We start from the raw sequence: 26,830 nt of genomic DNA, 5'->3' as shown, positions 1-26,830 counted from the left end.
GATCCCCGCGCGTCTGTCAGGACACCAAGCGCGCGCGGCGGGCGAATCTTGCCTGGGTGTCCGACAAGGAAGCATCGCGGCGGAGCAGGTAAGCCATCACGATCGTTGGTGCGCCGGCCAGCGGCCGCACGGCGATGCCTCGGCGTAGGTAGCTCGCCAGTCTCGCGGCAGGCGCAATGGCGATCCCGTACCCGGCGGCAACCAACGTCATCGCCACATCGAATGTCTCCACCGCTTGCTCTCGCTCCTGCAGCGCGTTCTCGAACACACGCTGCACGGTCATGCGCCATGGTTCATCGGCCGTGGACTGCGAGCAGATCAAGGGCTGCTTGAGCACTTCACCGCACGGCACTTCACGGTGGGCCAGCAGGTGGGAGCGCTTGGCCACGGCGACCGCCAGCGTGTCATGCCACAGCGGTTCGCATACCCAGCCAGGCCACTGCCGGGAAACCGCAGACAAGGCGAAGTCGAAGCCGTCGTCCGGCAGCTCCGCGCCTCGACCGGGATCTGTCCAGCCGGCCAGGACGGCATGAGTCTCCGGCTCTTCGGCACGCTGCAGGGCGAGCACGTCGGCGAGCTGGGGAGGCACCCATTCGCCGAGGACGGCCATGCGAATTTCGGCGGTGATGTCACTCGATTCCACGTCCAGCTCCCCCCAGGCGGTGAACTCGTGGCAACTGATCTCGAAGCCGTTGGATGAGTTAAGTTTAACGTGGTTTAGATCGTGACCGTGTTCGACGCTCTTGGCAATGCCAAAGCGTTCGATCCAAAGGGGCCGCCCCACCGGCACCACTACCTACGAAGCGGAACCAGCCATCGCGTTTGGGGCTGCCGTGCGGGAAGAAAGAACCAACCAGGGCATCGCTCAGGAAACGCTGGCCCACATGGCCGGCATCGAACGGTCGCACATGGGCAAGATCGAGCGCGGCGAGCATGTCCCCACGCTCCCTCTCATCCTCAAGATTGCCCGTGCGCTGAAATGCAGTTCCGCCCACTTGATGACTCTGACCGAAGCCAAGCTGGCGGAGTCGGCCCCATCCGCAGATTGAAGCCGGCCCGCACAGCGGTCGCATGCCTACGCCTGATCGTCGTCCTTGGCCCCAAGGGCTGAATCTTCGCGCTTTGCGGCCTCGTTGAGGAGCCGCAGGTATGGGTTGTCTGGCGGCGTCTCCTGGAACAGCGCATCCGGGCTGACGAGCAGGTAGCCGTGCAGCCGGCGCGACTTGCGCGGCCCCGTGACTTCGCAGGTCCAGATGTTCAGCCCGCTCGGCTGCTTGCGGTGCTGTCCCAGCTTCTCGAAGCGCTTCTGCACCCACTGCCACCCCTCCAGCTTCTCCTGCTTGGCCAGCGCGGCGACTTGAAGGTACTCCTGCGCGTAGCGCTGGAACACGCCGGGGCTGACGAGGTAGGTCGTACCGGCGACGGTATGCACCAGGGCCTTGGCGTCGTTGATGATGAGCTTGCGCGTCTGGATGCTCTGACGCAGCCAGGCCATGAAGTGCGCCCCGGAGGGCTCCGCGCGATCCTGGGAAGGCGCGAGGCCCATCTGCGGCGGGGGCACGGTCGAAGGGGCCGGCTCGGGCTCGGCAACAGGGGAACTCGGGATCTCCGGTGCCGTGGGTGGAGTGGTGTCGCCCAGCAGGTCGAGCAGCGCGGCCACGCCGGTGTCCATGGCTGCGGATGCGATCGGCGTCGTGCTCGCGGATGCAGCTTCGATGCCTTCCGCGCGCGGCCCATCGGCCACCGCCGGCGCCTGAGGCGTCGGCTCCGCTTGTTCCTCTTCGACCTGCACACGGCCTGCGAACGGCGCCGGCCGGTCGGCGGCATCCCAGATCATCGCCGGCGAGAGTTTCAGGAAGGTGAATGCGTGCGACCAGCCGGCGTCGCTGGTGACAGTAGCCTTCCAGATCGCCTTGCCATCCGGCGTTGGCTGCACGATGCCGTGATCCTGCAGCACGTTGAACACCGCCGTATTGCTCGCCGGAATGCCGTCGATGCCTTGCGATAGCAGATGTGCGCGCAGCTTGTCGGAGACGGTCTTGCTCACCAGCCACAAGGCGTCCTGGGTCAGCCAACCGTCCGCCGGGCCGGCCTGGTTCAGCTTGAACGCTTCCTTGAGCAGGTAGCGCAAGCCGTCGAGCAATTTGCGTTGCAGAGCATGCTTGGGCGCCACCAGCGCCTTGCTGGGATCGCCGCCGAGTTCCTGGGCGACCGATGCCTGGTCGGCCTGCACGACCAGCTCGCCGAGCGTGCCGGCGTGCTCGTACTGGCCGGCCAGCACGTACAGCAGCGCGGCCCAGAGGTCGGGATAGCCGCTGAGCCAGTCGAAGATGTCCCGATCGAGAAGGCGCGCGTAGAGCAGCCCGGTGGCGGCGCTGTGCAGGCGGTACTCGCGCTCCTTTCGGTAACGGAAGCGGTAGGGCTTTCGCAGCGGGCCGTGCCAGGGATGCCAGACGCTGCCGTCGGCATGCTCGACGTGCAGATCGACCGCAATCTTGCCGATGTCGTGCAGCAAGGCCGCGTAGGCCGTGCCTGCGGTCCAGGCTTCGGCCTGGGCCGCCTGTGCCTCCGGCGTGACGCCCGCAGGCAGCAGGTATGACTGCCGCAGCTTCAGCGCATAGGCGACGATCTCCAGGCCGTGGTCCAGCATGCCGCCCGGATAGGCGTGGTGGTGGTTCTCGGAAGCCGGGAACTGCTGGACCAGCTCGGCGTAGCGCTCCAGTGGGGCGAGGTAGAGCGTGGCGAACTGCCGGCGCGAGAGCGATGTGCGCTGCCAGATGTGTTCCAGCAGTTTCTGCCGGCGCGGCGTGGCCAGCAGCGATGCGGCCGACTCCGGCCGCATCGACCCTTTCGGAGTTTCGATGGCGGAGGTGGGCGGCGTGCCGGCGGTGGGTGGCACCCTTTTGCGCTGGAACAGCGAGAGCATGGCGAACCCCGGATGAGGGGCTGCTCGGGGCGCCTTTTGGCCTTTTCAGGATAGGGCCTTTCCCCTTGGCGCCCTTCCTTTGCCCCTTCCCAGCCCTTTGGCCTTTATCGGAAGCCTTTGGGTATAGGGCCGCTGCTGCGCGGGCGCCACGATGAATGCGGCATGGGGCAATCCCGGCAAGTGGGGCGCTGCGGGACGCTCGTCAGCTCTGGCCCAAGCCGGTGTCGAGGGCGGCGGATTGCGCTGCGAAGTCGTCGGGACGGCGCTTGCGGAAGGTCTCCAGATTGGCGAGCTTCCAGCGCAGTGCCGGCAGTTGCGCGGCGTGCTGGCACTGCACCAGCGACCAGTCCGGTTCTGCGCGCGCCAGCCCGCTCAGAAACTGCTTGTGCGCGGTGCTCAGACGCTGTGGCAGCTCGCGCCGCATCCTGGCGCGAGCATCGAGCAGTGTCTCCAGGGAGCAGTCCACTTCGGTCATGCCGACAAAGGCCCGCTCGTACTCGCCGGCGATGTCCTTGTCGTTGCCGAACAGCACTTCGTGGGGCGGCCGGTTGTGGCCCGCCAGATAGATCACGAAGCACTCGACCATGCCGTCGCTGATGTCGCCCGATTCGTAGAGCTGCCACACGTCGAACAGGTCGCGGGGGTGCTGTCGATCCAGCGCGGCCACCAGCTTGCTGGCGTACAGCTCGTCCGGTGCCAGAACCGGCAGCTCGAACTCGACGCCGAACAGATCGCTGGTCTTGGCGCTCAGCGGCCGCCGCTCGACGGGCAGCACGCTGCCGCGGAACACGACGTTGACCTCGATCTTCACCTGGCTGGCGTCGTTCTCGACGATCAGCTTGGTGTCTCCCAGGTCCTTGGCGCGAACCAGGCGTGTCTGCACGCCCAGTGGCGCAACGCGCGTGGCGATGGCGGCCAGCTCCTGGTTGATGGCTTGCAGCGCTTCGTCGCGCGGCGTCTGCCACGGGAGGTACACCACGTCGATGTCCACTGAAAGGCGCGGCATGTCCCGCACGAAGAGGTTGATGGCCGTGCCGCCCTTCATGGCGAAGATGTCGTTGGCGAACACGTCGGGCGCGACGGCCAGCAGCAGGCGAACGGTGTCCGCGTAGGTCTTATCCATGAGGTCTCAGGCTCAGCAAGGTGCCGTCATCGAGCCGGCTCATCCAGCGCGTGTTGCTGCCGGTGCGAACCGGGTACTGCTCCAGCAGGGCATCCACATCCACGAGGCTGGTCTCGCGCGCCCAGGTCAGGAACAGGCGCACGGCCTTCACGCTGGCGCAGCAGGACAGCAGTTGTCCGAGCAAGTCCTTGCGGGGGGAACGCAGTCCATCGAAGATGTTGCGGGCCTCTTCGAGGCTCTGCTTGACGCCGGCTTCGTACAGCAGCTCCAGAACGGCACGCTCGGAGGCAGCCACCCGCAGATCCTCGGGCAGGCCAGGCGGCGTGGTCAGGGTCTTGCTGGCCAGCGCCGTGTCCGGCCAGTCGAACAGGCGGGCGTGGACGTAGCGGGCCGGAAAGCGCGAGGTGAACCAGGCTGGCAACACGAAACGACCGTCGCCCCACAGCACCAGCGCCTCCCGGCTGCCCAGGTTGTGCCGCACACCCTGCAGGGCCAGGGCGCTCTTGCCGCCGACGTGCAGGCCGGGCACGCGCTGTTGCAGGAACTTCAGCGCACCGTAGACCCCGAATTCATCGTTCGGGAAGGCATAGACGCCATGGGCCAGGCGCACGAGCCACCCGCCGTCGGCATAGTGGGCGGCGAGCTGGGGCGACACCCCGAACTGGCTCAGGGTGGCAAGGTCGAACGGCGCCCCGCGGGGAAGTCCCGCCTGCAGCCGCTTGATTACCTGGTGCCTAGAATTTCTATCCATGGTATAAAAATAGCACGGAATCCAATCAGCCCCTAGAGCTATCGCAGGAACGTGCATGGAAAGTAGCATAAGGTTTGATTTATAGTGCAGAATCTAATCGCCCTGCGACCCGAGCCAACCCGGCTCTGCCGGCCGCAACCCGCCCTCCTGATCGCGGTCTATGCTGGAGGGCAGGCCACGACCGGCCGCTCCGCGAGGTGAGGCACCACTGAAGCCGAGGCATATGAGCATGACCACCAACACGCACAACGGGCGCTGGAGCCACCGGCTGGGCCGGGGGGCTGGCCGTGCCTGGCGTGGATACCTGCGCCGCGAGCAGCGTGTCGCCGGCTGGCTGGTGACGCGCGGGGTGCCCGCGGGCGCGGCGACGGCGGTGCTCTGGATCGTCAAGCTCGCCGTGCTCGGTGCGCTGCTCTACTCCGCGTTCTGGCTGGCCCTGCTGCTTGCCTTTGCGGTGACTGCTGCATGGCTCGTGCAGCACGACGACTCTGATCAAGAGGAACCGCAACCCGAGTGGAGGGAAGGCCCCAACGGCTTCGGGCTTTATGACAAGAGCGACTGGCGCATCGACCCGCATGTGACCGACGACGACTGAACGGCGGTCACTTCTTCGATACGGCGCTCATTGCCATACCAGCGCCACGCCCCCCAGCGCCCTTGGCGTCCGAGGTGGCGGTGGACAACCCCTGCACGATATTTCCCGTGCGAACGCCTGCCCAAGCCAATGCCATGACCCAAAACGTCGGCAGCACGATGAACATCATCGCCATGACGAAGTTGAGCAGCATGTCGCCAAAGGCGTTGTTCAAGCCGATCAGCGGATCGAAGTTCGTGTGCGGCCTGTCGGCGCCAAACCCCCAGCCGTAGAGCGCGTCCAGGATCGTGCTGTCGATCCAGCGCGCGAGCTGGAACCAGAAGTCCACGAAGAACAGCGCGAACTGGACGCAGCTCACCGTCACCACCGTCTTCAGGTCGTAGGTGCCGATCAGCAGCACCAGCGGGATGCAGATGACGAGCGCCATCTTGAGCATCGTCAGCACCATCGGCAGCGCCTGGCGCACCACGTCCATCGCCGGAAAGAAGCCCAGCGAGCCGACGGTCAGCCCCAGGTCGCTCGCGCCGCGCGTGACGATGTTCGGCAGCGTCTTGTCGATCTGGCCGCCGTAATCGGTGTAGACGGCGCCCTGGTTCATCTTCTGCTGCCGCGGTGAGACGACGGCGCGGATCACCGAGTCATTGACCTCGCTCTGCGACAGGAAGCCCACCCAGCGCCCGATGCGGGTCAGCAGGTCCGGGTCGACCTGTGCCAGCAGCCGGCTGCGCAGTCCCTGGCCGCCATCGGCCCACCACTGCCGGCAGGACGGATAGCCGCCGCCGCTGTCCACCTGTGCCAGCCCCGCATCGCGGGTCGCGTCGTAGGGCCAGGCCGTGCGTGGGGTCTTGGCGCGATAGGTGTCATAGAAGCCGGGCGTGTCGAGGAAGTAACTCGACCCGATCCAGGTGACGTCGTTCATCTGCTCGTCGGAGAGCGTCGGCCGGTTCATGAACAGCTTGGCGCGCGACGGCCCGTAGCAGTCGTGCGTGAAGTCGGCGACCTCCTGTGCCAGCACCGGATCGTCGATGCGCGTGGCATCCACATCCATGCGAATCTGACGCAGGTCCGTGCCGCAGGGAATCGCTGCCACCGCGGAGCCCGTCACGGCTTTCGACAGCGCGTGCATGAAGAACCACCACACCGGCACCAGCGCGCTCTGGTCGTTGAGCGCCGTGTAGACGTTGGACCAGCCCGTGTCGTTGGGCAGCGGGACGTTGACCTGGCATTGCGCGGAGCGCGTGGTGTCGAACCTGATCGTGGCGAGATCCACCGGGATGAACGGGATGCCGGCGAACATGATGACCACGATCGCCACCCATACCCGGTTCTCGATGCGCATCGACGACAGCACGCCCTTGTTGCCTTCGTCCGCACCTTCGCTGCGGGCCTTGAGCCACTCCTGGATCACGATGGCCACGAACGGCAGCGCGAACACGCCGCTGGCCACGAGAATGCTCCAGATGCCGTTGTTGACCACCCAAGCCACCAGGGTCAGGTAATACTCCAGGTAGTCCGTGGTGTAGAGCGTCATGCCTGCCTCCCGGTCTCAGCCGTGCCGCAACAGTTGGCTGACTTCCAGCGCGACCACGGCGATCACGGCCGCGATCGCCGTGCGCAGCAGGCGCTGATGCGTCTCGCGGGACGGCTCCCGCCGCAACAGGCGCCGACGCATCCACCACCAGCCGTAAGCCGTCGCTCCGTAGAGGCACAGCCGCCACACGAAGAAGTGGCCGGCGTGCGCCTGCAGCCAGTGCTGCCAGCCCTCGACGCCGCCGACCACGTGGATGCCGGCGATGTTCACCGCCACCGCGGCGGCGGCCACCAGCAAGGTCCACAGCAGCGCCACGCCGACGCGGCGGTTGAACAGCCATGGCAGCCGCAGCCAGGCCAGCCGGCTCATGGCGTACCGCTCCGCGGCTTCTGGACTTCCCGCAGACGGTCGCGTGTGGTGTCGCCCTCGAAGACGCCGCGCGAGCCGGCCGCGCGGGTGCTGTGGCGCTGGATGATCGCCATCGCCGAGTTGCCGGCCAGCGTGCGGCGCAGCTCCAGTTCGGTCTTGAGGTTGTTGATCTCCTGCTCCAGCGCGCTGTTCTCCTGGTCGACCGCCTGCACGGCCAGCTCGTTGGCAGCGACGTTCGGCTCCTTCTTGCCGGTCAGCAACGTGCGTTGCAGCAGCAGGGCCTTCTCCAGCACGCTGGACAGCGCCGCCTCGGACGCGAGGCGCCGGCCCAGCACGTCCTGGTCGGGTTCGTCACGCAGGGCCTCGATCACGCCGCGGGTGATCGGCAGCGAGCTGCTGCCGGCTGCGTCGAGATTGGCCAGCGTCGTCGGCCGGGCGCCCGTCACCAGTTCCTGCAGCGCCTGCAGCTTGGTCTCGTACTCTTCCTGGATCATTGGCGTCAGCCCGACGCCAGGCGTGGTCTGGGTCTTCGTGCAGTTTTCGCAGGTGCGCTGCTCGCGTTCGCCCAACACGCGGGTCGCCCAGTCCGCGGCCGCCTGGGGCGAGGACCAGGTTTGGCAGGTCAGGCGGTTGCCGCAGGCGCTGCGCGCGATCGACGAGCTATCGGTGGCGCTGCGCCCGTTGAGCAGGTTGTAGCCCGCTCGCGTCACGTCGCCGACCACCTTGATCGAACTCTGGCCGGAGCCGCCCGCGTTGCCGCCGCCGACCCAGGGCACGCCGTTGTTCCCTTTGTTGGACTCGGCTTGCTCGATGGCGGAGACGGCATCGGTGCTGCTGACCGCATCCCGCAGCGCCATCCCCTCGGCGAGCTGGTCCCAGCCGGCTTGGCCGCCGGCCATGTCCGCCATCCGATTGGCGATGGCGCGGCAGGTCATCTTCGAGCGGTCGAAGTCCATGCGTGCCTGGAGGATGCCGTTGGTCAGCAGGTTGTAGAGCCCCGGGTCGGCGCGCTGGATGATCAGGGCCGGCAGCGAGGCCACGGCGCTGGTGGCGTTCTGGATCACGTTGCTCATGATCGTCTGGAAGCCGTTGGTGATGCCGTTGAGCTGGTTCTGCAGCGTCGTGGTGATGCTCATGTCGCCGCAGATCAGGTTGCTGTTCCAGCCGATCCCCACGCCGATGCTCTGCATGTTGCCGGCACCACCCATCGACACGGCCCGGCCGCCGCCGATGCTGTAGAGCACGTCGTCGCCGATCACGCTGCCGCTGACGTTCACGCCATTGGGATCGATGCGCGTCTGCGCCCAGGCGACGCCGACGACCAGCGTGATGGCCGCCACGAGCAGCGTGGCCCGCAAGGGCGATTTCGCGCGGTGCAGGAAGTCAGGGAGGGAGGCGTTCATCGTGGGTTTCTCACATGAAATCGACGCTGCCGAGGAAGACCTGGCCACGGCGCCGGCAGCAGGAGTAAGGCCGCCACAAGGCCCAGGCGTAGTCGCCTTGCTGGGCCTGCACGCGGGTGCGGCTGTGCGGGAAGACCACGCAACTGTTCGAGAGCGTGGGCGTCAGCTCCTGCCACTTGCCCGTCGAGGCGTCGGTCTCCATCAACGCGCCGGCCGGCCAGTACCCGTCGCGGGCGTTGGCCAGCAGGGGCTGGTACACGTGGATCTGGCCGCGGCGCGTCACGATGTCGCCCGCGCGCTGCGCGACCACGGCGCCGCTCTTGTGGTCGTCGGTCTGGTGCAGGAAGCCACCGCGGGGATACACGTTGCCCCAGAGGTTCAGGCCGGTGCGCGTACCGATTTCGCGCCGGCCGGGGATGAGCGCTTCGGGGTAGAACGCTTCCGGGATGTTGTAGCGCCAGGCGATCGTGTCGAGCGTGCTCAGCAGATACGGCATGAAGGCCGTGCCCGCGCCTTCGCAGGTGTAGCCGGAGGCGCTGGCGAACTGGCTGAACACCATCCCGGCCGGATGGCCGATGACATCGGCGTTCTTAAACTTGGCGAGGTTGTTCTCGTTGTCGTGATTGGTCGTGCCGTCACCGCCAGCCTTGGCGCTCGGGTTGGGCATGCTCATCGCCCTGACTTCCAGCCACGGGTTCTCGCCGGTGTTCGAGTAGCTCGACACCACCGCATCGGGGACGTAGTGGCGCACCTTGACGGAGGTGCGAACCGAGCAGCCGAAGGGCGTGCAGTACAGCCAGTAGCAGATTCCGACCACGCGGTATTCGAGGCAGTCGGGGGACAGCGCCGACGAGACGATGGTGGCGGTGTCCAGGGCGAACGTCGACGTGGCCGCGCTCAGCAGCAGCGAGGCGGCGGTGGCGCGCAGGCGCCGGCGTGCCAGCAGGAGGCTCATGGCTGCGCGCTCCGGTAGGCGTTGATGCGCGCGACGGCGCGGGACACGTCGGGCTCGCCGTAGACCACATAGCGTCGATCGACCACCACGGCGGGAATCTTGGCGATGCCCAGTCCCCAGGCATCCGCGACACCTTGGTAGGCGTGGCCGATGCGGCGTTGAAGGGCCTCGCCGCCGTCATGCAACCGCTGCCGCACCAGGGCTGCGGCCTGTTGCGGGTCGGCCGGCAGGTGCGCGGCGAGTTCGACCTTGATGCGCGTGGCCTGGTCCAGCTCGATGATCCGCACGCCGGCCGGGGCCTGCACCGGATGACGGCTGTCGGTGACGACGAGCACATCGGCGGCCCAGGCGGAGGGGCCGAGCAGCACAGCCAAGAGTCCGGCCGCAAGCAGGCGCCACTGCGCTACAGATGGGTTGGATATGGGAGCTGGCATGTCGAGCCACCGTGAAAACGATCAGGGTGGGTAGTCGACTCCAGGGGGGGGATGGAAGCGACTGTCAAACCGGAATCGGCACTCTCCGGTTTGATGCGACAACAGCAGCGAGCGTTATGGGCTGCTCAGGATGCAAAAAAACGGGGAAGCTGGAAGCTCCCGTCAAGATCAATACGCTGCCATCTGGAGGACCTTGTGTACGAGTCTGCGCCAGAACCTATCCATCAGCCTCCTTCTTCCGCGAGTTCGTCACTTTCCGGCTGGCATGCACGGCCAGCACGTTCTGCACGAAGCGGATGCCTGTCGTGCGCGCAGCGAATGCCGCGACCAGATACTGACCCAGGAACCAAGCGGTCGAGATCAGAATGCGAGGCGTATCCAACCCGCTGAAATACATCACCGCGGGTACTATGGGCACGAGCAGCAGCGACATAGCGGCAATGTCGCGGAACAGCAGATAGTTCTTGTGGCTGTCCACGACCGAGGGGTCTGAATCGACCTGCTTGTAGAGGCCATACCACTTCGCGTTCTGGTCGCGTTCACCCACAGGGAACTCGCCGACGTTCTTTTTCAGCTTCGTCAGGTCGATGCGGTGATCCGCCGGCGCGTGCACGGAAAAGGCACGCGAACCCGGCAACGGATGCTTGCAGCGCCAGAATACGAGGATGGCCTTGTGGTCGGCCGAGATCAGCGACGAGAAGATCAACACCGGGATCGGCAACAGTGCGGTCAGGCTGGCGCGAACGGCCGCTAGTCGAGTCGGCGTCAGATCCTCGATCGCGGTGTGGAAGGCAAGGACCAGAAGGACGAGGAAGTCCAGGATGAGCGTCGCCACCAGCCATGCGAGGTTGCGGCCCTTGAGTGTCTTGCTGCCGTAGTTTTTGGTGTCCCTCATCCATAGCACTCCGTATAGATGGTGAAATCGCCACGATCATTGACGTTGAATTGAATCCAGCCATCGCGTCGCGTCGTGAGCACACGACGCTGTTTTCCAGTCGTGGCGACAAGAACTCCGTTCGGCCAGTGATCTATGACGCGCTGGCGATAGGTCTGAGTCATCCCCTGCGTATCATGGACGATTGCTTTGTCGGACATCACGATCGCTCGCGGGTGACAGTAGCCGAATAGCGCCCGGCAGTAGCCGTTCTCTCGGCCGTGGTGGGATGCCACGAGCACGGTCGTGTCGATGAGCTCCGCTCGAAATGCCGGCTGTTCGAGCAGCGCCAGCCATCCGTCTTCTTCGAGGTCACCGGGAAACAGAATCTTGAATGGCCCGTACTTGAAGAATGCCACCATGCTCAGGTTGTTCGTGTCGTAAAAGGGTGGCGTCGAGTTCCAAAACGTCCGCACCGAGATGCCTCCCATACTCTCATCGAAGGGGACGTCCACGGGGTTGACGTAGCCGGCATGAATGTCCAAGTATCGTTCGATGTCCTCGGTCAGTTCGCCGCTGGCCTCCTTGATGATCCTCATGACTTCGGGTGACACGCTGCGATTGCGGAAGAACGTGGATACCGTGATTCCTTCTTTCCACAGGTTGTTCAGATCGCTGATGTGGTCGAGGTCCGCATTCGTCACGAACAGGTAGTCCAGAACGTTGCGCTTCAGGTAGTGCTTGATGTAGGTGCTCGGCTTCCAGCCTGTGGTGCTGTTGTCACCCGAGTCGATCATCGCCAAGCGCCCTTCCACGCCGTAGGCAGAGCGATGTGTGAGCATGGCGCAGGCGCCATGTTCAACGTCCCATATCTTCAAGATCATCTCGCCTGGCATATCACTGCACCGCACCTTGCAGGATTTGCAGGTCTTGCTCTCCGACGATGAGCTGAACAGCCGGCAGGCCGTCATCGGCCATGCCGAGTGCCAGATGGACGAGTTGCACGAGATCGTGCCGGCTCGGAGATGCGGAGTGGCCAGGCGGATGGCTATGCCATTCGCCGACGTAGCCGACCATGCCCGCGGTGCGCTTGGCGGCGTCCTTGACCGCTTCAGCAAGTCCGGCGACGCCACGCTCGAAGGAGTCGGGGCTGGCCTTGCTGTCGGAGGGCGCTGGCAAACCGGCGACGATGACAACAGCCTCGATGTTGAAATCGTAGTACCCGAGCAGCACGCCACCGGTTTCGTTGGGAAAGCTTTGCTGGCGCAAAACCCGCAACTGTTGTTCGACACCGTCGTCGATGTAGAGGTCAAGCTCACCCAGCGCGATACGCCGCTCGGGCACTGCTGGCACATCATGCACCTCGACGCCGCCACGCGCAGGATCGCGTTGCCAGATCCGAATCAGGGCATCCTCGCGCGCCACAGCGGCCTGGATCTGCTCCGCCAGCGTGCTTGCCTGGCCCAAGATGCGCGAGTAAGGCATCACGAGTGAGATGTCGCGGCAACTCGCCCCGCTCCAGAAGGTGCTCGCGTGGCCGTCGAGGTGGACTCTCCCCCAGTCCTGCTGGATCAGTGCGCGATAGTACTGCGCCTCCAGTGTGCGAAGCCGTTGCATCCGCTTCGCATCCTCGGCAAGCAGCACTGCAGCGTTGCCGTTCGGCGTGACGAAGACGGAGAAATGTCGCGGAAGGGTATCGACCGCGCTGGCCGCTCGTGGGTATTCAAGTGTGGTCGAGGCGTCGATGGCCAGTGCGGCGCCGGCGAGCGCCTGTGCGAAATCCACCTGTGCAAAGTCGCAGGCATCAGCCGCTAGTGGGACGATCTCGGTCGCTCCTTCCATTGCGGCGGAATGTAATCCTGCGACTACCGTGGCCTTGGTCTCGCCAATGTGTTGCGCGTAGGCACCGTGCCGAGAGAGGTTGTGCGGCTTGATGTGATCCTTGTCGATAACCGTCCAACGTCCCCAGCCGCTGCGGCCCCATAGATTCAGCAGAGCGCTGCCGAGCGAGCCTGCGCCGACCAATACGCCCGCTGGCCCTTCTTCCGTGACGCCGGATTGACGCATCGCCGCCGTTCGGTCGTTTTGAGTCAGGACAGCCATGGGCAGGATGGGCTGCTCGCGCCATGCCGTTGCTGGTTGCTGGTTCAGCAGGTCCTTGTAGTACCGTTTTTCATGGACAAACAATGCACCGCAGGCGATGCCGAGTTCGAGGCCGCCAATCGGTACAAGGAATGCCCGATGCGCGACGCCATCGGGCTCGGCTTCGACGCTTCGGCGAATGGGGATATGCAAGAGGATGATCGTGCCCTTGTCGTCAGCCGAGGCGGTCGTGCCTGCTTCATTGATGTCAGCCTGTAGCGCTTCCCGTAGAGGACCAATCAGGTCTACCTCGCGTCGTGCCAGTACATCCGCCAGTTGCCCCAGCGTCACAGGATCACGCTCGACGAGGCCGTGCACGATGGGGGGCAGCGCCAGTTCAATGTGCTTGGTCGTCTTGACACGCGGGGCGGTCTTCGCAATGGGTTCCAGAAAGCAAGTGAAACCGCCGTCAGGGCGTTCATGCCGGAGAACGATGGCGAAACGCAGAGCGGGATCTTTGCGGAGTTCGGTCAGATTCCACGGCAGAACGAGTTCGTACTTGCTGGCAAAGAAGAGATGCTCAACCGGCTGGTCCGCCGCGTGTAGCTCGCCTCGGGCGCTCTTCTCCAGCCACCACTGGATGCGACGAAGGAATGCTTCGGGCGTCCAGGTGCGCATTACCGCTCCGGCTGGCTCGAAATACAGGCATAGGCTCGCAGGGGTGCCGGGTACGCCTTGGTTCTGATGCATCAGGATCGGGAAGTCCTGACGCAGCGCCAACACCTCGATCAGCCTCTTGGGGTCATTGGGGACACACAGCGCCAAGCGCTCACGGTACCGGATGCCGACCGGATTCTTCGGCGGTACGTCGTCACACTCGACCTCCACGACGAGACATTCGAGCGTCGGATCGCCGTCAACGGGATGGCGGAGAATCTGGACAAGCGAATAGTCGCGCTGACGCTGGACCGCGCCAAACAGCGCTTTCGCACGGGGGATCGTTAGTTCGCTGGCGTCCTTGACCTCTACGACGTTCGCGAGCTCGTGGTACGCATCCGGCATCATCCAGCTCGTCAGCCTGCGCGCGGCGGAGTTGAGGTGATGATGGCCGGCGCGCCGATGGACGCTGAACGCTTCCAGGTAACGCCGCCGCTGGCAATCTCGAAAACGATCGGTTCTGGCTTGTTGGCGTTCGGCTCCTCCATCGTCACCAGAAACTTGCGTCCGCCGACTTCCTTCAAGTAGCGCTCGTAGGTGTTGCGGGCTTGGATGTGCGGTGGTTGCACTTGCTCGTAGGACTCCTTGATGTCTGGAATGGGCTTGCTGCAACTGACGATGTAGGCGTCGCGCTTCCCTTGGAGCAACAGTTCCTTGACCAGCGGCTTCGGCTCAGTCTCTTTGTCACCTTTCTGGCCTTCCTCGTTGAGTACCAGATAGCTGCAATGGTGCGGGATGTTGTACAGATCCCAGGCGAGGCGATCATCGTTCTTGTGGTACCTCGTCGTGCGGACGATGTCTTCCATTTCCTCCCAGGTGGCATCGCCCACTTCTAGGTAGTCGTAATACGCGCCATCTGCCAGGAAACGTACGTTGAACACCAGCGAGGCGCGGTTGCGGATGATGTCTCCTTCGTCACAATGCTTGATGAAAGGCGAGTGGCAGAAGAACTCAACCCCATCGCTGGCCAGCGAGAATCCGGGGACAATTGTGCCGGCGTCTATGAAGAGATGATCGCGCGCCGAAGCCGCTTCTCCCCGTTCGTTCAGTCGAGGTTCGAGCCAATCGGCGAGCGCCTTCGGCTTCGAGAACACAAGGATGTCCTTGCCTTCCAGTAGGCGGTGTCGCGCCTCTTGCCGGAGCAGTACAAACTCTTCCTGCTGATGGTCCTTGTCGGCCTCCTCCAGCAGCATGGCGGCTGGAACCCAAAGCTCCCGAATCTTGATCCGGCCTTCGCCTTGGTACTTCTTGGCATGCTGAAGCTCGAAGAAGTCGGTGCTGCCTTGGATGTGATCCAGGTCCGCATGAGTGAAAGCCACCACGTCGAAGTAGTCGCGATCGACTGCCTTCAGTTCGTCCTTGAAACGGGACTTCAGGTCGATTTCCGGGGTGTCGGTATCTTCGGCTCTCTCGCGGTGGCAAAAGTCGAAGAGAACGCGGCGGCCGCCAGACAGGACAATCTGGGTGGTGTCCCCGTTTCCGACCGGGTAAAAGACAACCTTATGCACGTCTGCCACGGAGTACTCCTTGTTCAGGATAAGTGGCAGCTTTGCTATTTAGCACTCTACCACCGAGAGTGCTAACACTATATATACGAATCTACTGACGATCAACACACTATATGTAGATTGTCAAGCGAGGTGCGTCGCAAAAGGTGCGTCGTGCAGGCAATACCGCCTGAGTAGCTGGGTGACCCCAGTGGTCCGTCATTGGGACGCCACGGCCCCGCGTCCATGCCGGCTAGAAATTCCACAGGCGCCCCGGAAGGGACGCCTGCGGTGCGGACTACAACAAGCCGGCTTCGGCGAACGAGTACGGGCTGCCCTTGCCGACGATGAAGTGATCCAGTACCCGGACATCGACGGTGGCCAGGGCGCTCTTCAGCCGCTCGGTGATCGCACGATCAGCGGCCGAGGGCTCGGTGTTCCCCGAGGGATGCTGATGCGCCAGGATCAGCGCCGAAGCGTTGAGCGCCAGCGCACGCTGGACCACCACCCTCGGATACACCGAAGTCTGGTCGACCGTGCCCTTGAACAGCGGCTCGAAGGCGAGCACCTGGTGCTGGTTGTCGAGAAACACGACGGCGAAGATTTCGTTCGGCTCCGCGACCAGTTTCAGGCGCAGGTAGTCGCGCACGGCGGCGGGACTGCCCAGCGCTGGACCGGCCTTGAACACGCGGTTCTCCAGCAGGGTGATGGCCTGCCGGATGATCCAGTCTTCGTGCTGGGCGGCGATCAGGGTGAGCGACTCCGGGCGGGAGTCGGCGATGACAAGAGACATGGCGAACCTCCAATGGATGAGATCGGAGGGCGCCTGCCCCTGGAGGGCAAACCCTCCTGGGGACGATGGGGATGGAACGGGTGACGAGCGGGCATCCACCACCGCGGATGCGGTGGCCGTTCGCGTCAAGGGATGCGATGCGAACGGGTTTCGATCAACGCGGACGAGCCGCGCCGCAGCCTTGAAGATCGATGGCTACCTGGGCATGTCACCGGCAACGCCGGCGGGCATGTCTGGGGAATGGGCAGGTTCGGCTGCGGTCGTGCTGCCGGCAGCGAGCAGGTCGATGGCCGACAGCAAGGCATCGCCTTCGACGGGGCCGTGCAGCAGGAGGGTCTTGCCGGACTCGCGGTCGCGCAGTTGCAGGGCCGGCGTGGCCGCGATGCCCTGCTCTGCGGCTTCCACCGCCTGGGCGCGGATGACGGCATCGGGGCGATCGCTGTCGAGACAACCCTGCATGGCTGGCGTGAGGTCGGGATAGCGCAGGCCCTCCGGCAGGCCGTGGCCGTCGCCGCGGGTGTTCGAGTAGAGCCACGCCACGGCCTGCCAGAACGTGGCATGTCCGCCCGTCTCGCCCGCGCACTCGACCAGGCGTGCCCCGGCAGTCGCGGCCGGCTCGTGCATGGACAGCGGCAGGTGGTGCCACTGCCAGTTCACCTCGGGATGGGCGTCGATCCAGCGCTTGAGCGCGGGGAAGTAGGCCCGGCAGTACGGACACTCCAGGTCGGCGTACCCGACCACCGTGAAGCGCGCATCGGCACGGCCATACAGCCAGGGCGGGCCGGCCGGTTTCGGCGCTTCGGACCCGGCGGCGGCCAGGGACATGGGCTCGGTCGCCGGATGCGGCGCGCGCAGCAGCATCCACGAGGCAACCCCAATCGTCACCACGATCAGCAGACCGATCCAGGGATGACGGCGGGCGAATGAAGGCATGCGCATCGTGTTGCTCCCGTCAGGCCAGCGTGTCCAGCGTCAGAGGTTCGATGCCCCGCGCGCGGTCGATCTTCTCGGCCACGCGGAAGGCGGCATCCAGTTCGCTGATGCCGTGCTGCTGCATCAACTGGAAGCGTTCGGCCTTCTCCTCGGGCTCGGTCATCGCCATCGCCAGGTAGAGGCTGGGCGGCACGGCGCGGAACAGCACCTCCATCGACTTGGACAGGATGACGCCCTCGCTGAACTTGCCGGCCTCCTTGCGCGCCGAGAGCATCAGCGCCTTCTGCGAAGCGTTGAGTTCGCGGAAGCGCGCGATCTTCTCCACTTCATCGGGTGGCATCGACAGGCAGATCCACCACTCGATCATGTTGAGCATGGGCTCGGCCGCCTTCGGCAAGTCGTCGAGGTTCTGCGTGGCGAGCCAGAACCAGGCGCCGAGCTTGCGCCACATCTTGGTGATCTTGACCACGTAGGGCGCGAGCAGCGGGTTCTTCGTGATGATGTGGCCTTCGTCCGTCACGTTGATGATCGGACGGCCCAGGAACTGGTCGCGCTCGGCGATGTTGTTGACGGTGTTGATGAGCGAGATGTAGGCAATCGAGAGTTGGGCGTTGTAGCCCTCGCGCGCGAAGGTGGCCAGGTCCACGATGGTGATGTCCGCCTCGGGCCACGGCGTGCCGGACCGGTCGAACATCTCGCCGTCCACGTCCTGGCAGAACATATCCATGGCGTCGGCCATCTCCAGCAGCCGTGCGCGCCGCATCTCCGGCAGCGTGGCGTCGCGGGCGCGCTCGCGCAGCGCGTCGCGCACATCGCGCGTGAGCACCGTGCGTCTGTCCGCCACGCAATGCTGGGCCGCATCGAGAATGCACTGGCGGATCAGGCTGCGGTCGGCGCGCGTCATGCGCGCTTCTTCCTTGTCCTCGCCGCCGGTAATCATCAGCCGTGCAGTGATCTCCAGCTCGCCGAGCACGTCGCGCTGCTCGTCGCCTTCCACGGCCATGCCGGCATCGGTCTGGTCTTCGTCGAGCGCATCGGCGTCCAGCGTCTGTACCTGGCTCGGCGTATCGACCAGGCGCCAGGCGTCGGCGAACGGAGCCAGACTGACGCCCGCGCCCGGCGCGAGCTTCACCCGATGCACGGTGAGGCCCAGCCGTGCCGCGAAGTCGCCGAACAGGCCGAAGCTGTTGCCCGCCTCGACGATGAACAGGCGCGGCCGGTAGATCGCCGTCACCTGGTTCAGGATGTTGTTGAGCGTCGCGCTCTTGCCCGAACCCGTGGGGCCGAACAGGAATAGATGCGCGTTCATCTGCCGGTCGAGGCGGTTCAACGGATCGAAGGTGATCGGGCCGCCGCCGCGGTTGAAGAACGTGATGCCCGGATGCCCCGTGCCCTGACTGCGGCCCCAGACCGGCGCCAGGTTCGCCGCATGTTGCGCGAACATGAGCTGGGTGTACCACTGGCGCTTGTCGGCCGCCGGATCGAACACGCACGGCAGCCAGCGTAGATAGCTGTTCAGCGGCGCCACCTCGTCCTCTTCGCGTACCGGTTGCAGGCCGGCGTTGAGCATCACGTTGACGAGCTGCAGGCCGCGCGCATCGAGCTGGGCCAGGTCGCGGCCGCGCAGGTAGAACGCCAGCGCGCCACGGTAGAGCTTGTGCGCGCTGCCGATCAGGCCGCGCGCCTGCTGCACGTCCTGGCGGGCCTGCTCCGAGGCCAGGGTCTCACCGACGGCCTTCCTGGCGAGGTGGTTGAGGTGCGCCTCCAGCACGTCCTGGGGCGTGGCGACCAGCGTCAGGCACATCACCGTGTCCTCGGGCATCTGGTCGAACAGCGCGTTCATGGCATCGCCGCCTTTGCGCGTCTCGCCCGTCAGATGGCCCGTCACGGGTGGCGTGCGCAGGCGATCCATCACGATCACCCGATGCGGCATGCCGTCGAAGAACCACAGGCCGTTGGGCACGTCCGAACGGGGCTCGCCGAAGAACAGGCGCTGCGCGAAGTCGGTGCCGCTGGCGAGTTCGATCTCGCCCTCCTCCCGCTCTCCCGGGTAGCGGGTCAGCGCGTAGAAGCGTTCCCGATCTTCGGCAGTGGCGCCGAGCAAAGTCGGATTCGGGTTGAACCAGCGCAGCAGCCAGGCGTGGATGTCCGCCGCGCCGAGACGCCGGGCTTTCACGCCGGCATTCGCCAGCCCGCCGACGAGGCGGTCGCAGATCGTCGTCAGCGCCTGCTCGGGCGACTGGCCGCGCCGCGAGGCCGGGGCCGCGGACGTGCTGCGGTAGACGACCATGCGCACGCGCCGGACCTGGCCGCGCCAAGGCAGGCGCGTCACGGCAGTATCCTCGAACAGGCCACCCGGCTTGGCGATGGCCCGCAGGTGATGGGCGAAGAAACGCAGGTAGAAGTCGCTGAACGCACTGCCCTGCGCACGCGGCTGCAGATAGTTCGCCAGGGAGCGCAGATAGTTGTCCCAGTCGGCCTCGTCCTGGGCGTAGAGCTGCACCACCCAGGGGTTGTCGTCCAACTCGTCGAAGGAGTCCTGCAGGGCGTTCTCCAGCGCATCGCGCGCCTGCCATAGCCAGGCCATCTCGCGGCCCTCGGTGCCGACCGGCGCCAGCTCGAAGAAGGCCGCCACCGACTGGCCATCTTCCAGCAACATGCACTTGCTGCCGGGCAGGTACTCGACCCAGGGCAGCAAGTCCGCGAACGACGGCGCGACGCCATAGAGCGCATCGTGGTCGGCCTGGGTGGCCGGCCTGCGCCGGCCCCGGCCGAGCGCGCTGCCCGGCTCGGCGACACCCTGTGCCACCAAGGCCGCCACGTGCCGTGCCCAGGCATCATCGGTCGCATCCACGGCGTCAGCAGGCGATGCGTCGCCCTTGCGTGACCACGACAGCGACCAGGCCATCAGTAGTCCTCCACGCGCTCGCCCGGCATCGCGTACTGCACGCGCTGGTAGAGCGGGAACACCGTGCTGTAGCCGGGCACCGGCACCGGGTCGGTGCCCGCCAGGTGCGGGAACACGTACATCACCAGGTCGGGGTTCGGCAGGCGGTGGAACTGGCGGTAGATCTCGTTCTGCGCGGTACGGGTGTAGCGCGCCTGCACGCCGGGCGCCGCCTGCACATCGGCCTCGACCAGCGGCCGGCGCAGGCCCTGGCGCGCATCGAGCAGTTGCCGCGCGGCCTGGCCGCCGCCCGCGCTGCCGCCGGTCTCCCGATGCCAGATGTCGAGCATGGTGCTGTCGCCGTGCGGCAGCAGCTTCTCCTTGCTGGTAGCGCAGCCGCCGAGCAGGGTGGCCGCCAGCAGCACGGCGGCCGCGTCAATCCAGATCCGAGGCATGGGCTTCTCCGGTGCGGTGGTGGACCCGACGCCCCTTGGCGTCGTAGTCGATGTCGAGCGGCTGCTCCAGATGCACGGCCACCCTGGCGCCAGGCTGCACGTAGACCGCCGCGAAGGCCTGGCCGTAGAGCTTGTTGACCCAATCGGCCATGTCGCGCACGCCGCCCGCGAGGATGCGGCCCATCGCTTCGTTGCCGCTGATGCCGACGGTGCCCAGCGAGCCGTTGCTGTTGGCGACCACGGCCACGCTGCCGTTGTCGGACTTGATGAGCGAGGCCGCGCCGGCGCCGGCCGCGGTGATGAGTGCCTGGCTGCCCAGGTACTGCTGGGCGTTGCTGCGCCGCTCGCCGCTGACGCAGGGAATGCCGTAGGGGTCGCTGATCCAGCCCAGGCCGCCTTGGATGCTGGCGCCGTTGTGACCCGAGTTGCCGCCGCTGCTGCCGCCCTTGCCGCTGTCCTCCGGCACCGTGCGGATGGTGCCGTCCTGGAACACGAACGTGACCGAGCGGATTTGCCCGCGCACGCACGAGAGCGTCCAGTCGCCCGAGGCCGTGCCGCTGACCACGGCGCCGGCCACGTCGGGGATGTCGATGCCGTTGGCCGTGAGGTTATCCGGGCCGATCAGCACCTTGAACGGGTACGGGTCGTTGACCGTTCCATCGATCGGCACGCGCCCGATCAGCGCCGTCATGGCAATCGACCCCATGAGCGTCGAGTTCGACGGCACGGTGTAGACCGCCTTCGTGGAGGCACCCACCGCGCGGCTGCCGACGTCGGCGACGGATTCCGCTGCGGCCGACAGGCTTTTCTGGGCCGGCCCGAAGCTCAGGGGAAAGCTCGGCTCCTTGCTGCCGTTCTTGGCGTCGACCTTGGCATCGTCGGGCTCGACCCACTGCGTACCACCGACGCCGCGGTTGAAGCGCTTGCCGTCACCCTCTTCCAGCCCCAGCCCGACGGGCAGGTCGGACGGGCCACCCTTGCCGGCAAGGCCGTCCAGTTGCCGCTGCAGATCCTGCAGCAGCCCCTGGGTCTGCTGCCTGTCGCTGGCCACCTGGGTGCGCTCCTGCTCCAGGCGGTTGCGCTCGCCTTCCAGCGCGCTCTGGATGCGCTGGTCGATCGCGCTTTCCCGGGCACGCAGGCGCTCGTTCTCGGCCTTGTGCTGCTTGTTGTCGCCGAGCGCGCTCTGCAGCTCGGTGCGCAACTGCTTCACCTGGGCCACCAGCGTGGCGACGGTATCGCGCGGCGTGTCGCCTGCGATGCCCAGGGCTTTCATCTCCTCGGGCGTGAGCGTACTGGCCGTGCCCTTGGGGGCGGGCTGGCCGCCGGGGGCGCCGGAGAACAGTTTGACGCCGACGAACACCAGCAGCAGCGCCATCGGGATCAGCAGCCACTTGAGCAGCGGATTACTTTTCATCGCGCGCTCCTCCGGTCGAGCCGGCCGCGGCGGCCGGCGGCAGGTTCGCGGTGGCATCGATCGGGCTCAGCGCCGGCAGCAGCGACTCGGCCAGGCCGTGGCCGCGCGTGACCAGGTAGAGCACCGTGGTGTCGGACGGGGTGCCGGCCGGCCCCAGGTTCGGATGCTGGAAGGTCGCCGCCACGAAGTTCCCCTGCAGGGCGCGCGGGTCGAGGTCGAGCCAACGCGCCGAGGTGTTGGTGAGGCGCACGGCCGTCACCCACTGGTCTTCCAGGCGCCACGCGGCCAATGCCCGCGCGTGCACCGGCAGCGTCGGCAGCAAGGTGTCCAGCGCGAGGTCGCGGCGCAGGTTTACGCGCCCGATGCCGGCGACCGGCTCGACGGTGCGCAGCGGCGCGTACAGGTTCTGCGCGGCATGGCGCGTCAGCACGACCGATACCGGCGTTTCGCGCCGGGGAACGGATTTGTCTGCGGGCGCATCGGCCTGCTCGTCCGCGCCACTTGCTGCACCGCCGCCGTAGCGCTTCGCGGGGGCTTCCGCCTCCACGATGCGCACCGGCTCCAGCGGCGCCTGGCCGTCCTTCGCCGGCTCGGCGGCGATGTCGAGCAGGATCAGCGCGCCGGATTCCACGTCCTGCAGTTGCAGCCGCGTGGACGGAATCGGCTCGCTCGCCCGCAGGTAGATCGCGCCACCCGCACTCTGCACGCGCAGGTGGTCGCCGACGCTGGCCGGCACGCCGACGCGCACATTGCGGTCGATGAAGACCACGCGCTCGTGGCCGACCACCAGCGGCACCGGCAGGGGCAGCCGCTCCCAGCGCAGGATTTCCACGGCCTGGCTGGCCGGCACGAAACCGAGGATCAGCAGGACGCCGGCCAGGGCCGACCAGTTAACGGGCTTCATGGGGAGTCTCCCTGCAGATGGCCGGAGGCATTGGCGGGCACGCCGGCCTCGGTCGGCGTCGGCGACGGTTCGATGCGCTGGGGTGCGCTGGCGTAGCAGTCCAGCGCCAGGCCGAAGGGGTTGTGCTCGGGGTCGATGTCCAGCCGGACAACCTTGATGGGGTAGCGCACCAGGGCGCGCTTGACCTGCTCGGAGCCGTAGTATTCGTCCGCGCTCACGTCGAGCGTGACGATCCAATCGCGGTCGGAGAGCACCTTGACGCGCGTGGCCGGATCATCGCCGTAGCCGCGGCCGGGAATCTCGTAGATGCCGCGCACGCGCTGACGCAGCTCGCCACTGGCGCGCCGGTACTCGTAGTCCTGTTGCAGGAAGGCCCGGCAGCTCGGCGTGAAGTAGGCCGACAGCGCGCGCAGGTTGCGCGGGTAGTCTTCTTCGCCGTTCGTGGGCCAGCGCTGCACCTGCTGCCAGATGTAGAACGAGAAGGCATACACGCTCTCGGGCGGCACGTCCCACCACTTGCGCGTGCTGCCCGAGCGCAAGTCCGGCGGCACATGGATGGTCAGACTCTTCGGCGCACTCCACCAACCGAAGCCGAGCAGCAGCGCCACCACGAACAACGCGCCGGCCCCCAGACGCAGCGTCTTCACGTGCGCCTGCAAGTGCGCAACCTCGTTCTTGAAACGGCTCATGGCGCACCTCGATCGGCATTGCGCCGGGTAGTCCAAAAGCCCGAGCGGGTGATGAGGCGCTGCCCGCCCAGGAGTGCCGCCAGCGCCGGGTGCCGCAGGGCCAGCCGCCACTGGAGCTGCCGGTACAGCCAGGTGTCGGGCCGGCCGCGCTTCTGTGCGCGCAGGAAACCGCCGCCGACGAAGACGCCCAGCGCGATGCCGGCGACGATCAGCGTGGGCACCATGGCGATGCTGTGCGTGAGCCAGGCCAGCGGCAGGCCGAGCACGAATCCGGCTGCGGCCGACAGGCCGGCGCAGATCCACAACTCGTCGGCGGTCAGCCCGCGCACGACCACCGGCTGGCGGTTCAGCCGGTGCGGCAGGAAGGTCACCAGGGTGTCGCGCGGGGTCTCCGAAGGGACGGCCATCGCTTGCCGCCCTCACAGCACGCCGGTGGCCTTGGTGAGCAGCCAGATGCCGACCACCAGCAGGATCGCGCCCACGGCGACCGTCAGGCCGAACTGGCCCCAGGTGGCGCGGCCGGTGTGGATCTCCGAGTAGCGGGTGTAGGCGTGATAGCAGACACCGACGAACATCGAGGCGACCACGAGCAGCGCGATCAGCAGCACGATGTCGTAGCCGTAGTTCTGCAAGGTCTGCAGGATGCCGCTGCCCTGGCCGCGCGAAGGGTCCTCCATGGTCGGCAGGCCCTGCGCGAAGGCCGACAGCGGCAGGCCCGCGAGCGCCAGCGGCAGCAGCGGTGCGACGATGCGGGACGGAATGCGATGGGATGTCGTTGGCGTGTTCATGGCGTATGGCCCTTCGTGACGGTCAGGAGAGGAGGAAGAACGTCAGCACCAGGTACATCGCCACGAAGCGCACGACGACGGCGAGGAACTGACGTTCGGTGATGCGGTGCTCGGCCCAGCCGACGTAGGCGGTGCGCATGGCCCACACGCCCCACAGCAGCAACACGGCGAACACGACGCCCAGCACCACGGCAGCGACGGCCGAAGGCGCAAAGCCGCCGTTGGCCTGGAAGGCGGCGACCTGATCGGCAGAGGGCGTCATGGCGACGGCTCCTCGTCGTCGGCGCGGTCGTGGCGGACGTAATCGCCGGCCAACGGGACGGGATCGCGCGGCTGGGCGCGCTGGGGCACGAGGTAGTCCTGCAGGCCGGCGCGAACGCGCTTCAAGTCTGCGCGCAGCCGGGCGTAGTCGAAGTGGTAGCGGGCGCGTTCCTGGGGAGCGGTACTGGCGGCGTGCTCGGCGATGCGGTCGATCAGGTCGAGTTGGCGGGCGAGCGCAGCGAGCTGCTCACGCTCAGGAGCGTCGTCGGCAATGGCGGGCTGCAGGGCCGAGAGCGACACGGCCAGCAGCACGACCAGCGAAGGCCATGCGGATGCGCGGCGGTTGGTCTGTCCCATCGTGCCATTCCTTCCAGCTAAGGCAATGGCGTGATGGTGTGGAAGAGCGGATGTCCATGCTGCAAAGAATCGGAACCGGTGCCGTACCGGATTCCCGGTCTCACCTCCATATGTCAGGCCCGAAGCTTCACGTCATGACTGGCTGCGTCTACATGCTGAGCCCGGGTGAGATATGAGGCCGTCAAGTCCGATGAAATCCGCTCAAACCAGGTCCAATCGGGCTAATTTGGCTGTTCAAGTGGGCCGGCTAATGTAATATCTCAACATTGCCCGTACTCCGCCCCACCCTGTGATGGAAGCTCATGTCATGTCAGATCGCTGGTTGTCGGTCGAGGAGATCGCAGAGTATCTCGGCGTCAGCAAGGACACCGTCTATGCATGGATCAGCAAGCGGAACATGCCGGCTCACCGTATCGGCCGGCTGTGGAAATTCAAGACCGAAGAAGTGGATGAATGGGTCCGTTCTGGAGGGGCGGCGGATGCCGAGAGCAAGGGCAAGGAATGAGGTACTGGTTTGCCATGGGTTTCGCCTACTTCGTTCAAGTATCGAAGTGGAAGCAGGAGATTTGATGTGACAACGATTTCTTGTGTGGATTTGTTCTGCGGAGCGGGCGGGCTGACGCACGGCTTCGTGCTGGAGGGGCTGCCCGTGGTTGCCGGTATCGATCTGGACCCGGCCTGCCGCTTTCCCTATGAAGCCAACAACCAGGCCCGATTCGTCGAACGTGACATCAGCAAGGTCACCGCGTCTGAACTGAAAGCGCTGTTCGGCGACGCCGACTTGACGATTCTCGCGGGCTGCGCACCGTGCCAACCTTTCTCGACCTACGCACAGCGCTACGAACTCGACGGAAAGGATGGCAAGTGGGGCTTGCTGTATGAGTTCGCGCGTCTCGCCAAAGGCGCCAAGCCCGATGTCATCACGATGGAAAACGTCCCTACCGTCGCGAAGCACGAAGTGTTTCATGACTTTGTCGATACGCTGAAACGGCTCGGCTACAACGTTTGGTTTGATGTCGTGGACAGCTCCCGCTATGGCGTGCCGCAGATGCGGCGACGCATGGTGCTGCTGGCATCAAAACATGGTGACATCACGATGATCGAACCGACCCACGAAAAACCGAAGACGGTTCGTCAAGCCATTGGCCGCTTGCGCCCATTGAGTGCTGGTGAAGCGGCTCCGAGGGACAAATTGCACGTCACTTCGACGCTATCGGAAAAGAATCTCAAACGGATCAAGGTATCGAAACCCGGTGGCACCTGGCGCGATTGGCCGGATGATCTGGTCGCCGACTGTCACCGCGCCGAGAGCGGACGCACCTACCCGGGCGTCTACGGCCGCATGGAGTGGGATAAGCCAGCCCCGACCATGACCACGCAGTGCTACGGCTTCGGCAATGGGCGTTTCGGGCACCCGGAGCAAGATCGAGCCATCTCATTGAGGGAGGCCGCGATCCTCCAGAGCTTTCCGCGCGACTACGCCTTCGTGCCGAATGACGGCGAAGTGAGCTTCAAGGCACTGGGGCGACTCATCGGTAATGCGGTTCCCGTCGATCTCGGTCGTGCCATCGCGCGCAGCATCAACACGCATATCGCGTCGGTCGCGGCCCGATGACGAGCTGATGAGGGCCTTCCGATGCCGCGCATTCAGCCCTCGTCCCCCGAGACCAGTCGCCGCATGGCGAAGGTTCGGCAGAAGGGAACCGATGCCGAGATCGCATTGCGAAGAGAGCTTTACCGAAGGGGCCTGCGTTACCGGATCGACTACGAGGTCATGAAGAAACCTCGCCGCGTGGCAGATGTGGCATTTCCGGGTTTGAGGATCGCCGTCTTCGTCGACGGGTGCTTCTGGCACGGGTGCCCCGAGCATGCCACCTGGCCGAAGCAGAACGCCGAGTTCTGGCGGCAGAAGATCGAGGCGAATCGCCTCAGGGACGCCGACACGAATTCGAGGCTTCTCGAAGTCGGTTGGACGGTACTGCGATTCTGGGAACACGAGTCCCCGATCGAAGCCACGGAAACCGTCGCACAGGCGGTCGCCATGGCGAGAGCGAAGCACTGCACATCGCCTGCTGGCGCGCACAAGAAGAACTGAACAGGAA

Annotated in this window: 29 protein-coding genes; 5 read left to right on the top strand and 24 right to left on the bottom strand. The window is 65.8% G+C overall.

Features of this window, described 5'->3' with window-relative positions; translation table 11 throughout:
- Positions 1-16: 16 nt before the first annotated feature.
- The gene (locus QZ634_RS09730) at positions 17-643 is read right to left on the bottom strand and encodes a substrate-binding domain-containing protein (protein ID WP_291988095.1); all 627 of its coding nucleotides are present in this window, start codon (positions 641-643) and stop codon (positions 17-19) included.
- Positions 644-749: 106 nt separating this feature from the next.
- On the opposite strand from QZ634_RS09730, the gene QZ634_RS09725 reads away from it, so the two are divergent.
- Positions 750-1,049 carry a helix-turn-helix transcriptional regulator gene (locus QZ634_RS09725; RefSeq protein WP_003282197.1) on the top strand — a complete coding sequence of 100 codons (300 nt, stop codon included), beginning with the start codon at positions 750-752 and terminating at the stop codon, positions 1,047-1,049.
- 26 nt (positions 1,050-1,075) lie between these two features.
- Here QZ634_RS09725 and mobH read toward each other — a convergent pair whose 3' ends face one another.
- From mobH to QZ634_RS09710, 3 genes are all read right to left on the bottom strand, one after another.
- Complete coding sequence (gene mobH, locus QZ634_RS09720) at positions 1,076-2,926, bottom strand: MobH family relaxase (protein ID WP_291987652.1); 1,851 nt, start codon at positions 2,924-2,926, stop codon at positions 1,076-1,078.
- Between the two features lie 202 nt (positions 2,927-3,128).
- The gene (locus QZ634_RS09715; RefSeq protein WP_019373846.1) at positions 3,129-4,049 is read right to left on the bottom strand and encodes a nucleotidyl transferase AbiEii/AbiGii toxin family protein; all 921 of its coding nucleotides are present in this window, start codon (positions 4,047-4,049) and stop codon (positions 3,129-3,131) included.
- Positions 4,042-4,800, bottom strand: a complete 759-nt coding sequence (locus QZ634_RS09710) for a type IV toxin-antitoxin system AbiEi family antitoxin domain-containing protein (protein WP_291987647.1) — start codon at positions 4,798-4,800, stop codon at positions 4,042-4,044. Before QZ634_RS09710 ends, QZ634_RS09715 begins: the two co-directional genes overlap by 8 nt.
- Positions 4,801-5,023: 223 nt before the next feature.
- Here QZ634_RS09710 and QZ634_RS09705 point away from each other — a divergent pair, with 223 nt between their 5' ends.
- Positions 5,024-5,395, top strand: coding sequence for a DUF3742 family protein (locus QZ634_RS09705; RefSeq protein ID WP_008906272.1), 372 nt, complete (start codon positions 5,024-5,026; stop codon positions 5,393-5,395).
- A 7-nt stretch (positions 5,396-5,402) separates the two neighbouring features.
- Here QZ634_RS09705 and QZ634_RS09700 read toward each other — a convergent pair whose 3' ends face one another.
- From QZ634_RS09700 to QZ634_RS09605, 20 genes are all read right to left on the bottom strand, one after another.
- Positions 5,403-6,926, bottom strand: coding sequence for a conjugal transfer protein TraG N-terminal domain-containing protein (locus QZ634_RS09700; protein WP_023083160.1), 1,524 nt, complete (start codon positions 6,924-6,926; stop codon positions 5,403-5,405).
- Between the two features lie 15 nt (positions 6,927-6,941).
- Entirely contained in the window at positions 6,942-7,295 is a 354-nt protein-coding gene (locus QZ634_RS09695; RefSeq protein ID WP_003140982.1) for a hypothetical protein, read from the bottom strand.
- The gene (locus tag QZ634_RS09690; protein ID WP_062838311.1) at positions 7,292-8,698 is read right to left on the bottom strand and encodes an integrating conjugative element protein; all 1,407 of its coding nucleotides are present in this window, start codon (positions 8,696-8,698) and stop codon (positions 7,292-7,294) included. Before QZ634_RS09690 ends, QZ634_RS09695 begins: the two co-directional genes overlap by 4 nt.
- Before the next feature lie 10 nt (positions 8,699-8,708).
- A complete protein-coding gene (locus QZ634_RS09685) occupies positions 8,709-9,653 on the bottom strand; it encodes a TIGR03756 family integrating conjugative element protein (protein WP_003292117.1) in 945 nt (314 codons plus the stop codon).
- Complete coding sequence (locus QZ634_RS09680) at positions 9,650-10,087, bottom strand: TIGR03757 family integrating conjugative element protein (protein WP_291987632.1); 438 nt, start codon at positions 10,085-10,087, stop codon at positions 9,650-9,652. The genes QZ634_RS09685 and QZ634_RS09680 overlap by 4 nt, the downstream gene beginning before the upstream one ends.
- 217 nt (positions 10,088-10,304) lie before the next feature.
- Complete coding sequence (locus QZ634_RS09675) at positions 10,305-10,982, bottom strand: hypothetical protein (RefSeq protein WP_010792116.1); 678 nt, start codon at positions 10,980-10,982, stop codon at positions 10,305-10,307.
- Positions 10,979-11,845, bottom strand: a complete 867-nt coding sequence (locus QZ634_RS09670; RefSeq protein ID WP_237723398.1) for a hypothetical protein — start codon at positions 11,843-11,845, stop codon at positions 10,979-10,981. The genes QZ634_RS09675 and QZ634_RS09670 overlap by 4 nt, the downstream gene beginning before the upstream one ends.
- A gap of 13 nt (positions 11,846-11,858) precedes the next feature.
- Positions 11,859-14,108, bottom strand: coding sequence for a Mov34/MPN/PAD-1 family protein (locus QZ634_RS09665; RefSeq protein WP_291987619.1), 2,250 nt, complete (start codon positions 14,106-14,108; stop codon positions 11,859-11,861).
- Positions 14,109-14,116: 8 nt separating this feature from the next.
- Positions 14,117-15,277 (bottom strand): hypothetical protein, encoded by a 1,161-nt coding sequence (locus QZ634_RS09660; RefSeq protein WP_110267048.1) that lies wholly within the window; start codon positions 15,275-15,277, stop codon positions 14,117-14,119.
- Between the two features lie 268 nt (positions 15,278-15,545).
- A complete protein-coding gene (gene radC, locus QZ634_RS09655; RefSeq protein WP_003292123.1) occupies positions 15,546-16,040 on the bottom strand; it encodes a DNA repair protein RadC in 495 nt (164 codons plus the stop codon).
- A 195-nt stretch (positions 16,041-16,235) separates the two neighbouring features.
- Positions 16,236-16,979: a thioredoxin domain-containing protein gene (locus QZ634_RS09650; RefSeq protein WP_291987596.1), complete on the bottom strand. Its 744-nt coding sequence runs from the start codon at positions 16,977-16,979 to the stop codon at positions 16,236-16,238.
- A gap of 13 nt (positions 16,980-16,992) precedes the next feature.
- Positions 16,993-19,881, bottom strand: coding sequence for a conjugative transfer ATPase (locus tag QZ634_RS09645; RefSeq protein ID WP_291987594.1), 2,889 nt, complete (start codon positions 19,879-19,881; stop codon positions 16,993-16,995).
- The gene (locus tag QZ634_RS09640; RefSeq protein ID WP_004254902.1) at positions 19,881-20,315 is read right to left on the bottom strand and encodes a TIGR03751 family conjugal transfer lipoprotein; all 435 of its coding nucleotides are present in this window, start codon (positions 20,313-20,315) and stop codon (positions 19,881-19,883) included. Before QZ634_RS09640 ends, QZ634_RS09645 begins: the two co-directional genes overlap by 1 nt.
- Positions 20,296-21,729 carry a TIGR03752 family integrating conjugative element protein gene (locus QZ634_RS09635; protein WP_291987590.1) on the bottom strand — a complete coding sequence of 478 codons (1,434 nt, stop codon included), beginning with the start codon at positions 21,727-21,729 and terminating at the stop codon, positions 20,296-20,298. Before QZ634_RS09635 ends, QZ634_RS09640 begins: the two co-directional genes overlap by 20 nt.
- Positions 21,719-22,633 carry a TIGR03749 family integrating conjugative element protein gene (locus tag QZ634_RS09630; protein WP_004254907.1) on the bottom strand — a complete coding sequence of 305 codons (915 nt, stop codon included), beginning with the start codon at positions 22,631-22,633 and terminating at the stop codon, positions 21,719-21,721. The genes QZ634_RS09635 and QZ634_RS09630 overlap by 11 nt, the downstream gene beginning before the upstream one ends.
- A complete protein-coding gene (locus QZ634_RS09625) occupies positions 22,630-23,322 on the bottom strand; it encodes a PFL_4703 family integrating conjugative element protein (RefSeq protein WP_004254909.1) in 693 nt (230 codons plus the stop codon). The genes QZ634_RS09630 and QZ634_RS09625 overlap by 4 nt, the downstream gene beginning before the upstream one ends.
- The gene (locus QZ634_RS09620; protein ID WP_237264677.1) at positions 23,319-23,729 is read right to left on the bottom strand and encodes a TIGR03750 family conjugal transfer protein; all 411 of its coding nucleotides are present in this window, start codon (positions 23,727-23,729) and stop codon (positions 23,319-23,321) included. Before QZ634_RS09620 ends, QZ634_RS09625 begins: the two co-directional genes overlap by 4 nt.
- Before the next feature lie 12 nt (positions 23,730-23,741).
- Positions 23,742-24,110, bottom strand: coding sequence for a TIGR03745 family integrating conjugative element membrane protein (locus QZ634_RS09615; protein WP_011805412.1), 369 nt, complete (start codon positions 24,108-24,110; stop codon positions 23,742-23,744).
- 22 nt (positions 24,111-24,132) lie between these two features.
- The gene (locus QZ634_RS09610; protein WP_291987566.1) at positions 24,133-24,372 is read right to left on the bottom strand and encodes a TIGR03758 family integrating conjugative element protein; all 240 of its coding nucleotides are present in this window, start codon (positions 24,370-24,372) and stop codon (positions 24,133-24,135) included.
- Entirely contained in the window at positions 24,369-24,728 is a 360-nt protein-coding gene (locus QZ634_RS09605; protein ID WP_274496000.1) for an RAQPRD family integrative conjugative element protein, read from the bottom strand. The genes QZ634_RS09610 and QZ634_RS09605 overlap by 4 nt, the downstream gene beginning before the upstream one ends.
- Positions 24,729-25,035: 307 nt before the next feature.
- Here QZ634_RS09605 and QZ634_RS09600 point away from each other — a divergent pair, with 307 nt between their 5' ends.
- From QZ634_RS09600 to QZ634_RS09590, 3 genes are all read left to right on the top strand, one after another.
- Positions 25,036-25,233, top strand: coding sequence for a helix-turn-helix domain-containing protein (locus tag QZ634_RS09600; protein ID WP_212181389.1), 198 nt, complete (start codon positions 25,036-25,038; stop codon positions 25,231-25,233).
- A 66-nt stretch (positions 25,234-25,299) separates the two neighbouring features.
- Positions 25,300-26,343 carry a DNA cytosine methyltransferase gene (locus QZ634_RS09595; protein WP_212181388.1) on the top strand — a complete coding sequence of 348 codons (1,044 nt, stop codon included), beginning with the start codon at positions 25,300-25,302 and terminating at the stop codon, positions 26,341-26,343.
- Between the two features lie 21 nt (positions 26,344-26,364).
- On the top strand, positions 26,365-26,823 hold the full coding sequence (locus QZ634_RS09590; RefSeq protein WP_212181387.1) for a very short patch repair endonuclease: 459 nt from the start codon (positions 26,365-26,367) through the stop codon (positions 26,821-26,823).
- Positions 26,824-26,830: the final 7 nt, after the last annotated feature.

This window comes from Candidatus Accumulibacter sp. ACC007 (genome assembly GCF_907163205.1).
GTDB classification, from domain to species: Bacteria; Pseudomonadota; Gammaproteobacteria; order Burkholderiales; family Rhodocyclaceae; genus Accumulibacter; species Accumulibacter regalis.
Note: the sequence above shows the minus strand (reverse complement) of the source record. Positions and strands in the feature narration are given on the sequence as shown.

Bases quoted from the DNA above. Each gene is read 5' to 3' on its own strand.
- QZ634_RS09600 (WP_212181389.1), top strand. From the start codon at position 25,036: ATGTCAGATCGCTGGTTGTCGGTCGAGGAGATCGCAGAGTATCTCGGC.
- QZ634_RS09610 (WP_291987566.1), bottom strand. From the start codon at position 24,372: ATGACGCCCTCTGCCGATCAGGTCGCCGCCTTCCAGGCCAACGGCGGC.
- QZ634_RS09690 (WP_062838311.1), bottom strand. From the start codon at position 8,698: ATGAACGCCTCCCTCCCTGACTTCCTGCACCGCGCGAAATCGCCCTTG.
- QZ634_RS09650 (WP_291987596.1), bottom strand. From the start codon at position 16,979: ATGCGCATGCCTTCATTCGCCCGCCGTCATCCCTGGATCGGTCTGCTG.
- QZ634_RS09590 (WP_212181387.1), top strand. From the start codon at position 26,365: ATGCCGCGCATTCAGCCCTCGTCCCCCGAGACCAGTCGCCGCATGGCG.
- QZ634_RS09635 (WP_291987590.1), bottom strand. From the start codon at position 21,729: ATGAAAAGTAATCCGCTGCTCAAGTGGCTGCTGATCCCGATGGCGCTG.
- QZ634_RS09620 (WP_237264677.1), bottom strand. From the start codon at position 23,729: ATGGCCGTCCCTTCGGAGACCCCGCGCGACACCCTGGTGACCTTCCTG.
- QZ634_RS09640 (WP_004254902.1), bottom strand. From the start codon at position 20,315: ATGCCTCGGATCTGGATTGACGCGGCCGCCGTGCTGCTGGCGGCCACC.
- QZ634_RS09710 (WP_291987647.1), bottom strand. From the start codon at position 4,800: ATGGATAGAAATTCTAGGCACCAGGTAATCAAGCGGCTGCAGGCGGGA.
- QZ634_RS09670 (WP_237723398.1), bottom strand. From the start codon at position 11,845: ATGATCTTGAAGATATGGGACGTTGAACATGGCGCCTGCGCCATGCTC.
- QZ634_RS09675 (WP_010792116.1), bottom strand. From the start codon at position 10,982: ATGAGGGACACCAAAAACTACGGCAGCAAGACACTCAAGGGCCGCAAC.
- QZ634_RS09630 (WP_004254907.1), bottom strand. From the start codon at position 22,633: ATGAAGCCCGTTAACTGGTCGGCCCTGGCCGGCGTCCTGCTGATCCTC.
- QZ634_RS09700 (WP_023083160.1), bottom strand. From the start codon at position 6,926: ATGACGCTCTACACCACGGACTACCTGGAGTATTACCTGACCCTGGTG.
- QZ634_RS09685 (WP_003292117.1), bottom strand. From the start codon at position 9,653: ATGAGCCTCCTGCTGGCACGCCGGCGCCTGCGCGCCACCGCCGCCTCG.
- QZ634_RS09645 (WP_291987594.1), bottom strand. From the start codon at position 19,881: ATGGCCTGGTCGCTGTCGTGGTCACGCAAGGGCGACGCATCGCCTGCT.
- mobH (WP_291987652.1), bottom strand. From the start codon at position 2,926: ATGCTCTCGCTGTTCCAGCGCAAAAGGGTGCCACCCACCGCCGGCACG.
- QZ634_RS09680 (WP_291987632.1), bottom strand. From the start codon at position 10,087: ATGCCAGCTCCCATATCCAACCCATCTGTAGCGCAGTGGCGCCTGCTT.
- QZ634_RS09605 (WP_274496000.1), bottom strand. From the start codon at position 24,728: ATGGGACAGACCAACCGCCGCGCATCCGCATGGCCTTCGCTGGTCGTG.
- QZ634_RS09615 (WP_011805412.1), bottom strand. From the start codon at position 24,110: ATGAACACGCCAACGACATCCCATCGCATTCCGTCCCGCATCGTCGCA.
- QZ634_RS09705 (WP_008906272.1), top strand. From the start codon at position 5,024: ATGAGCATGACCACCAACACGCACAACGGGCGCTGGAGCCACCGGCTG.
- radC (WP_003292123.1), bottom strand. From the start codon at position 16,040: ATGTCTCTTGTCATCGCCGACTCCCGCCCGGAGTCGCTCACCCTGATC.
- QZ634_RS09715 (WP_019373846.1), bottom strand. From the start codon at position 4,049: ATGGATAAGACCTACGCGGACACCGTTCGCCTGCTGCTGGCCGTCGCG.
- QZ634_RS09665 (WP_291987619.1), bottom strand. From the start codon at position 14,108: ATGATGCCGGATGCGTACCACGAGCTCGCGAACGTCGTAGAGGTCAAG.
- QZ634_RS09725 (WP_003282197.1), top strand. From the start codon at position 750: ATGCCAAAGCGTTCGATCCAAAGGGGCCGCCCCACCGGCACCACTACC.
- QZ634_RS09625 (WP_004254909.1), bottom strand. From the start codon at position 23,322: ATGAGCCGTTTCAAGAACGAGGTTGCGCACTTGCAGGCGCACGTGAAG.
- QZ634_RS09695 (WP_003140982.1), bottom strand. From the start codon at position 7,295: ATGAGCCGGCTGGCCTGGCTGCGGCTGCCATGGCTGTTCAACCGCCGC.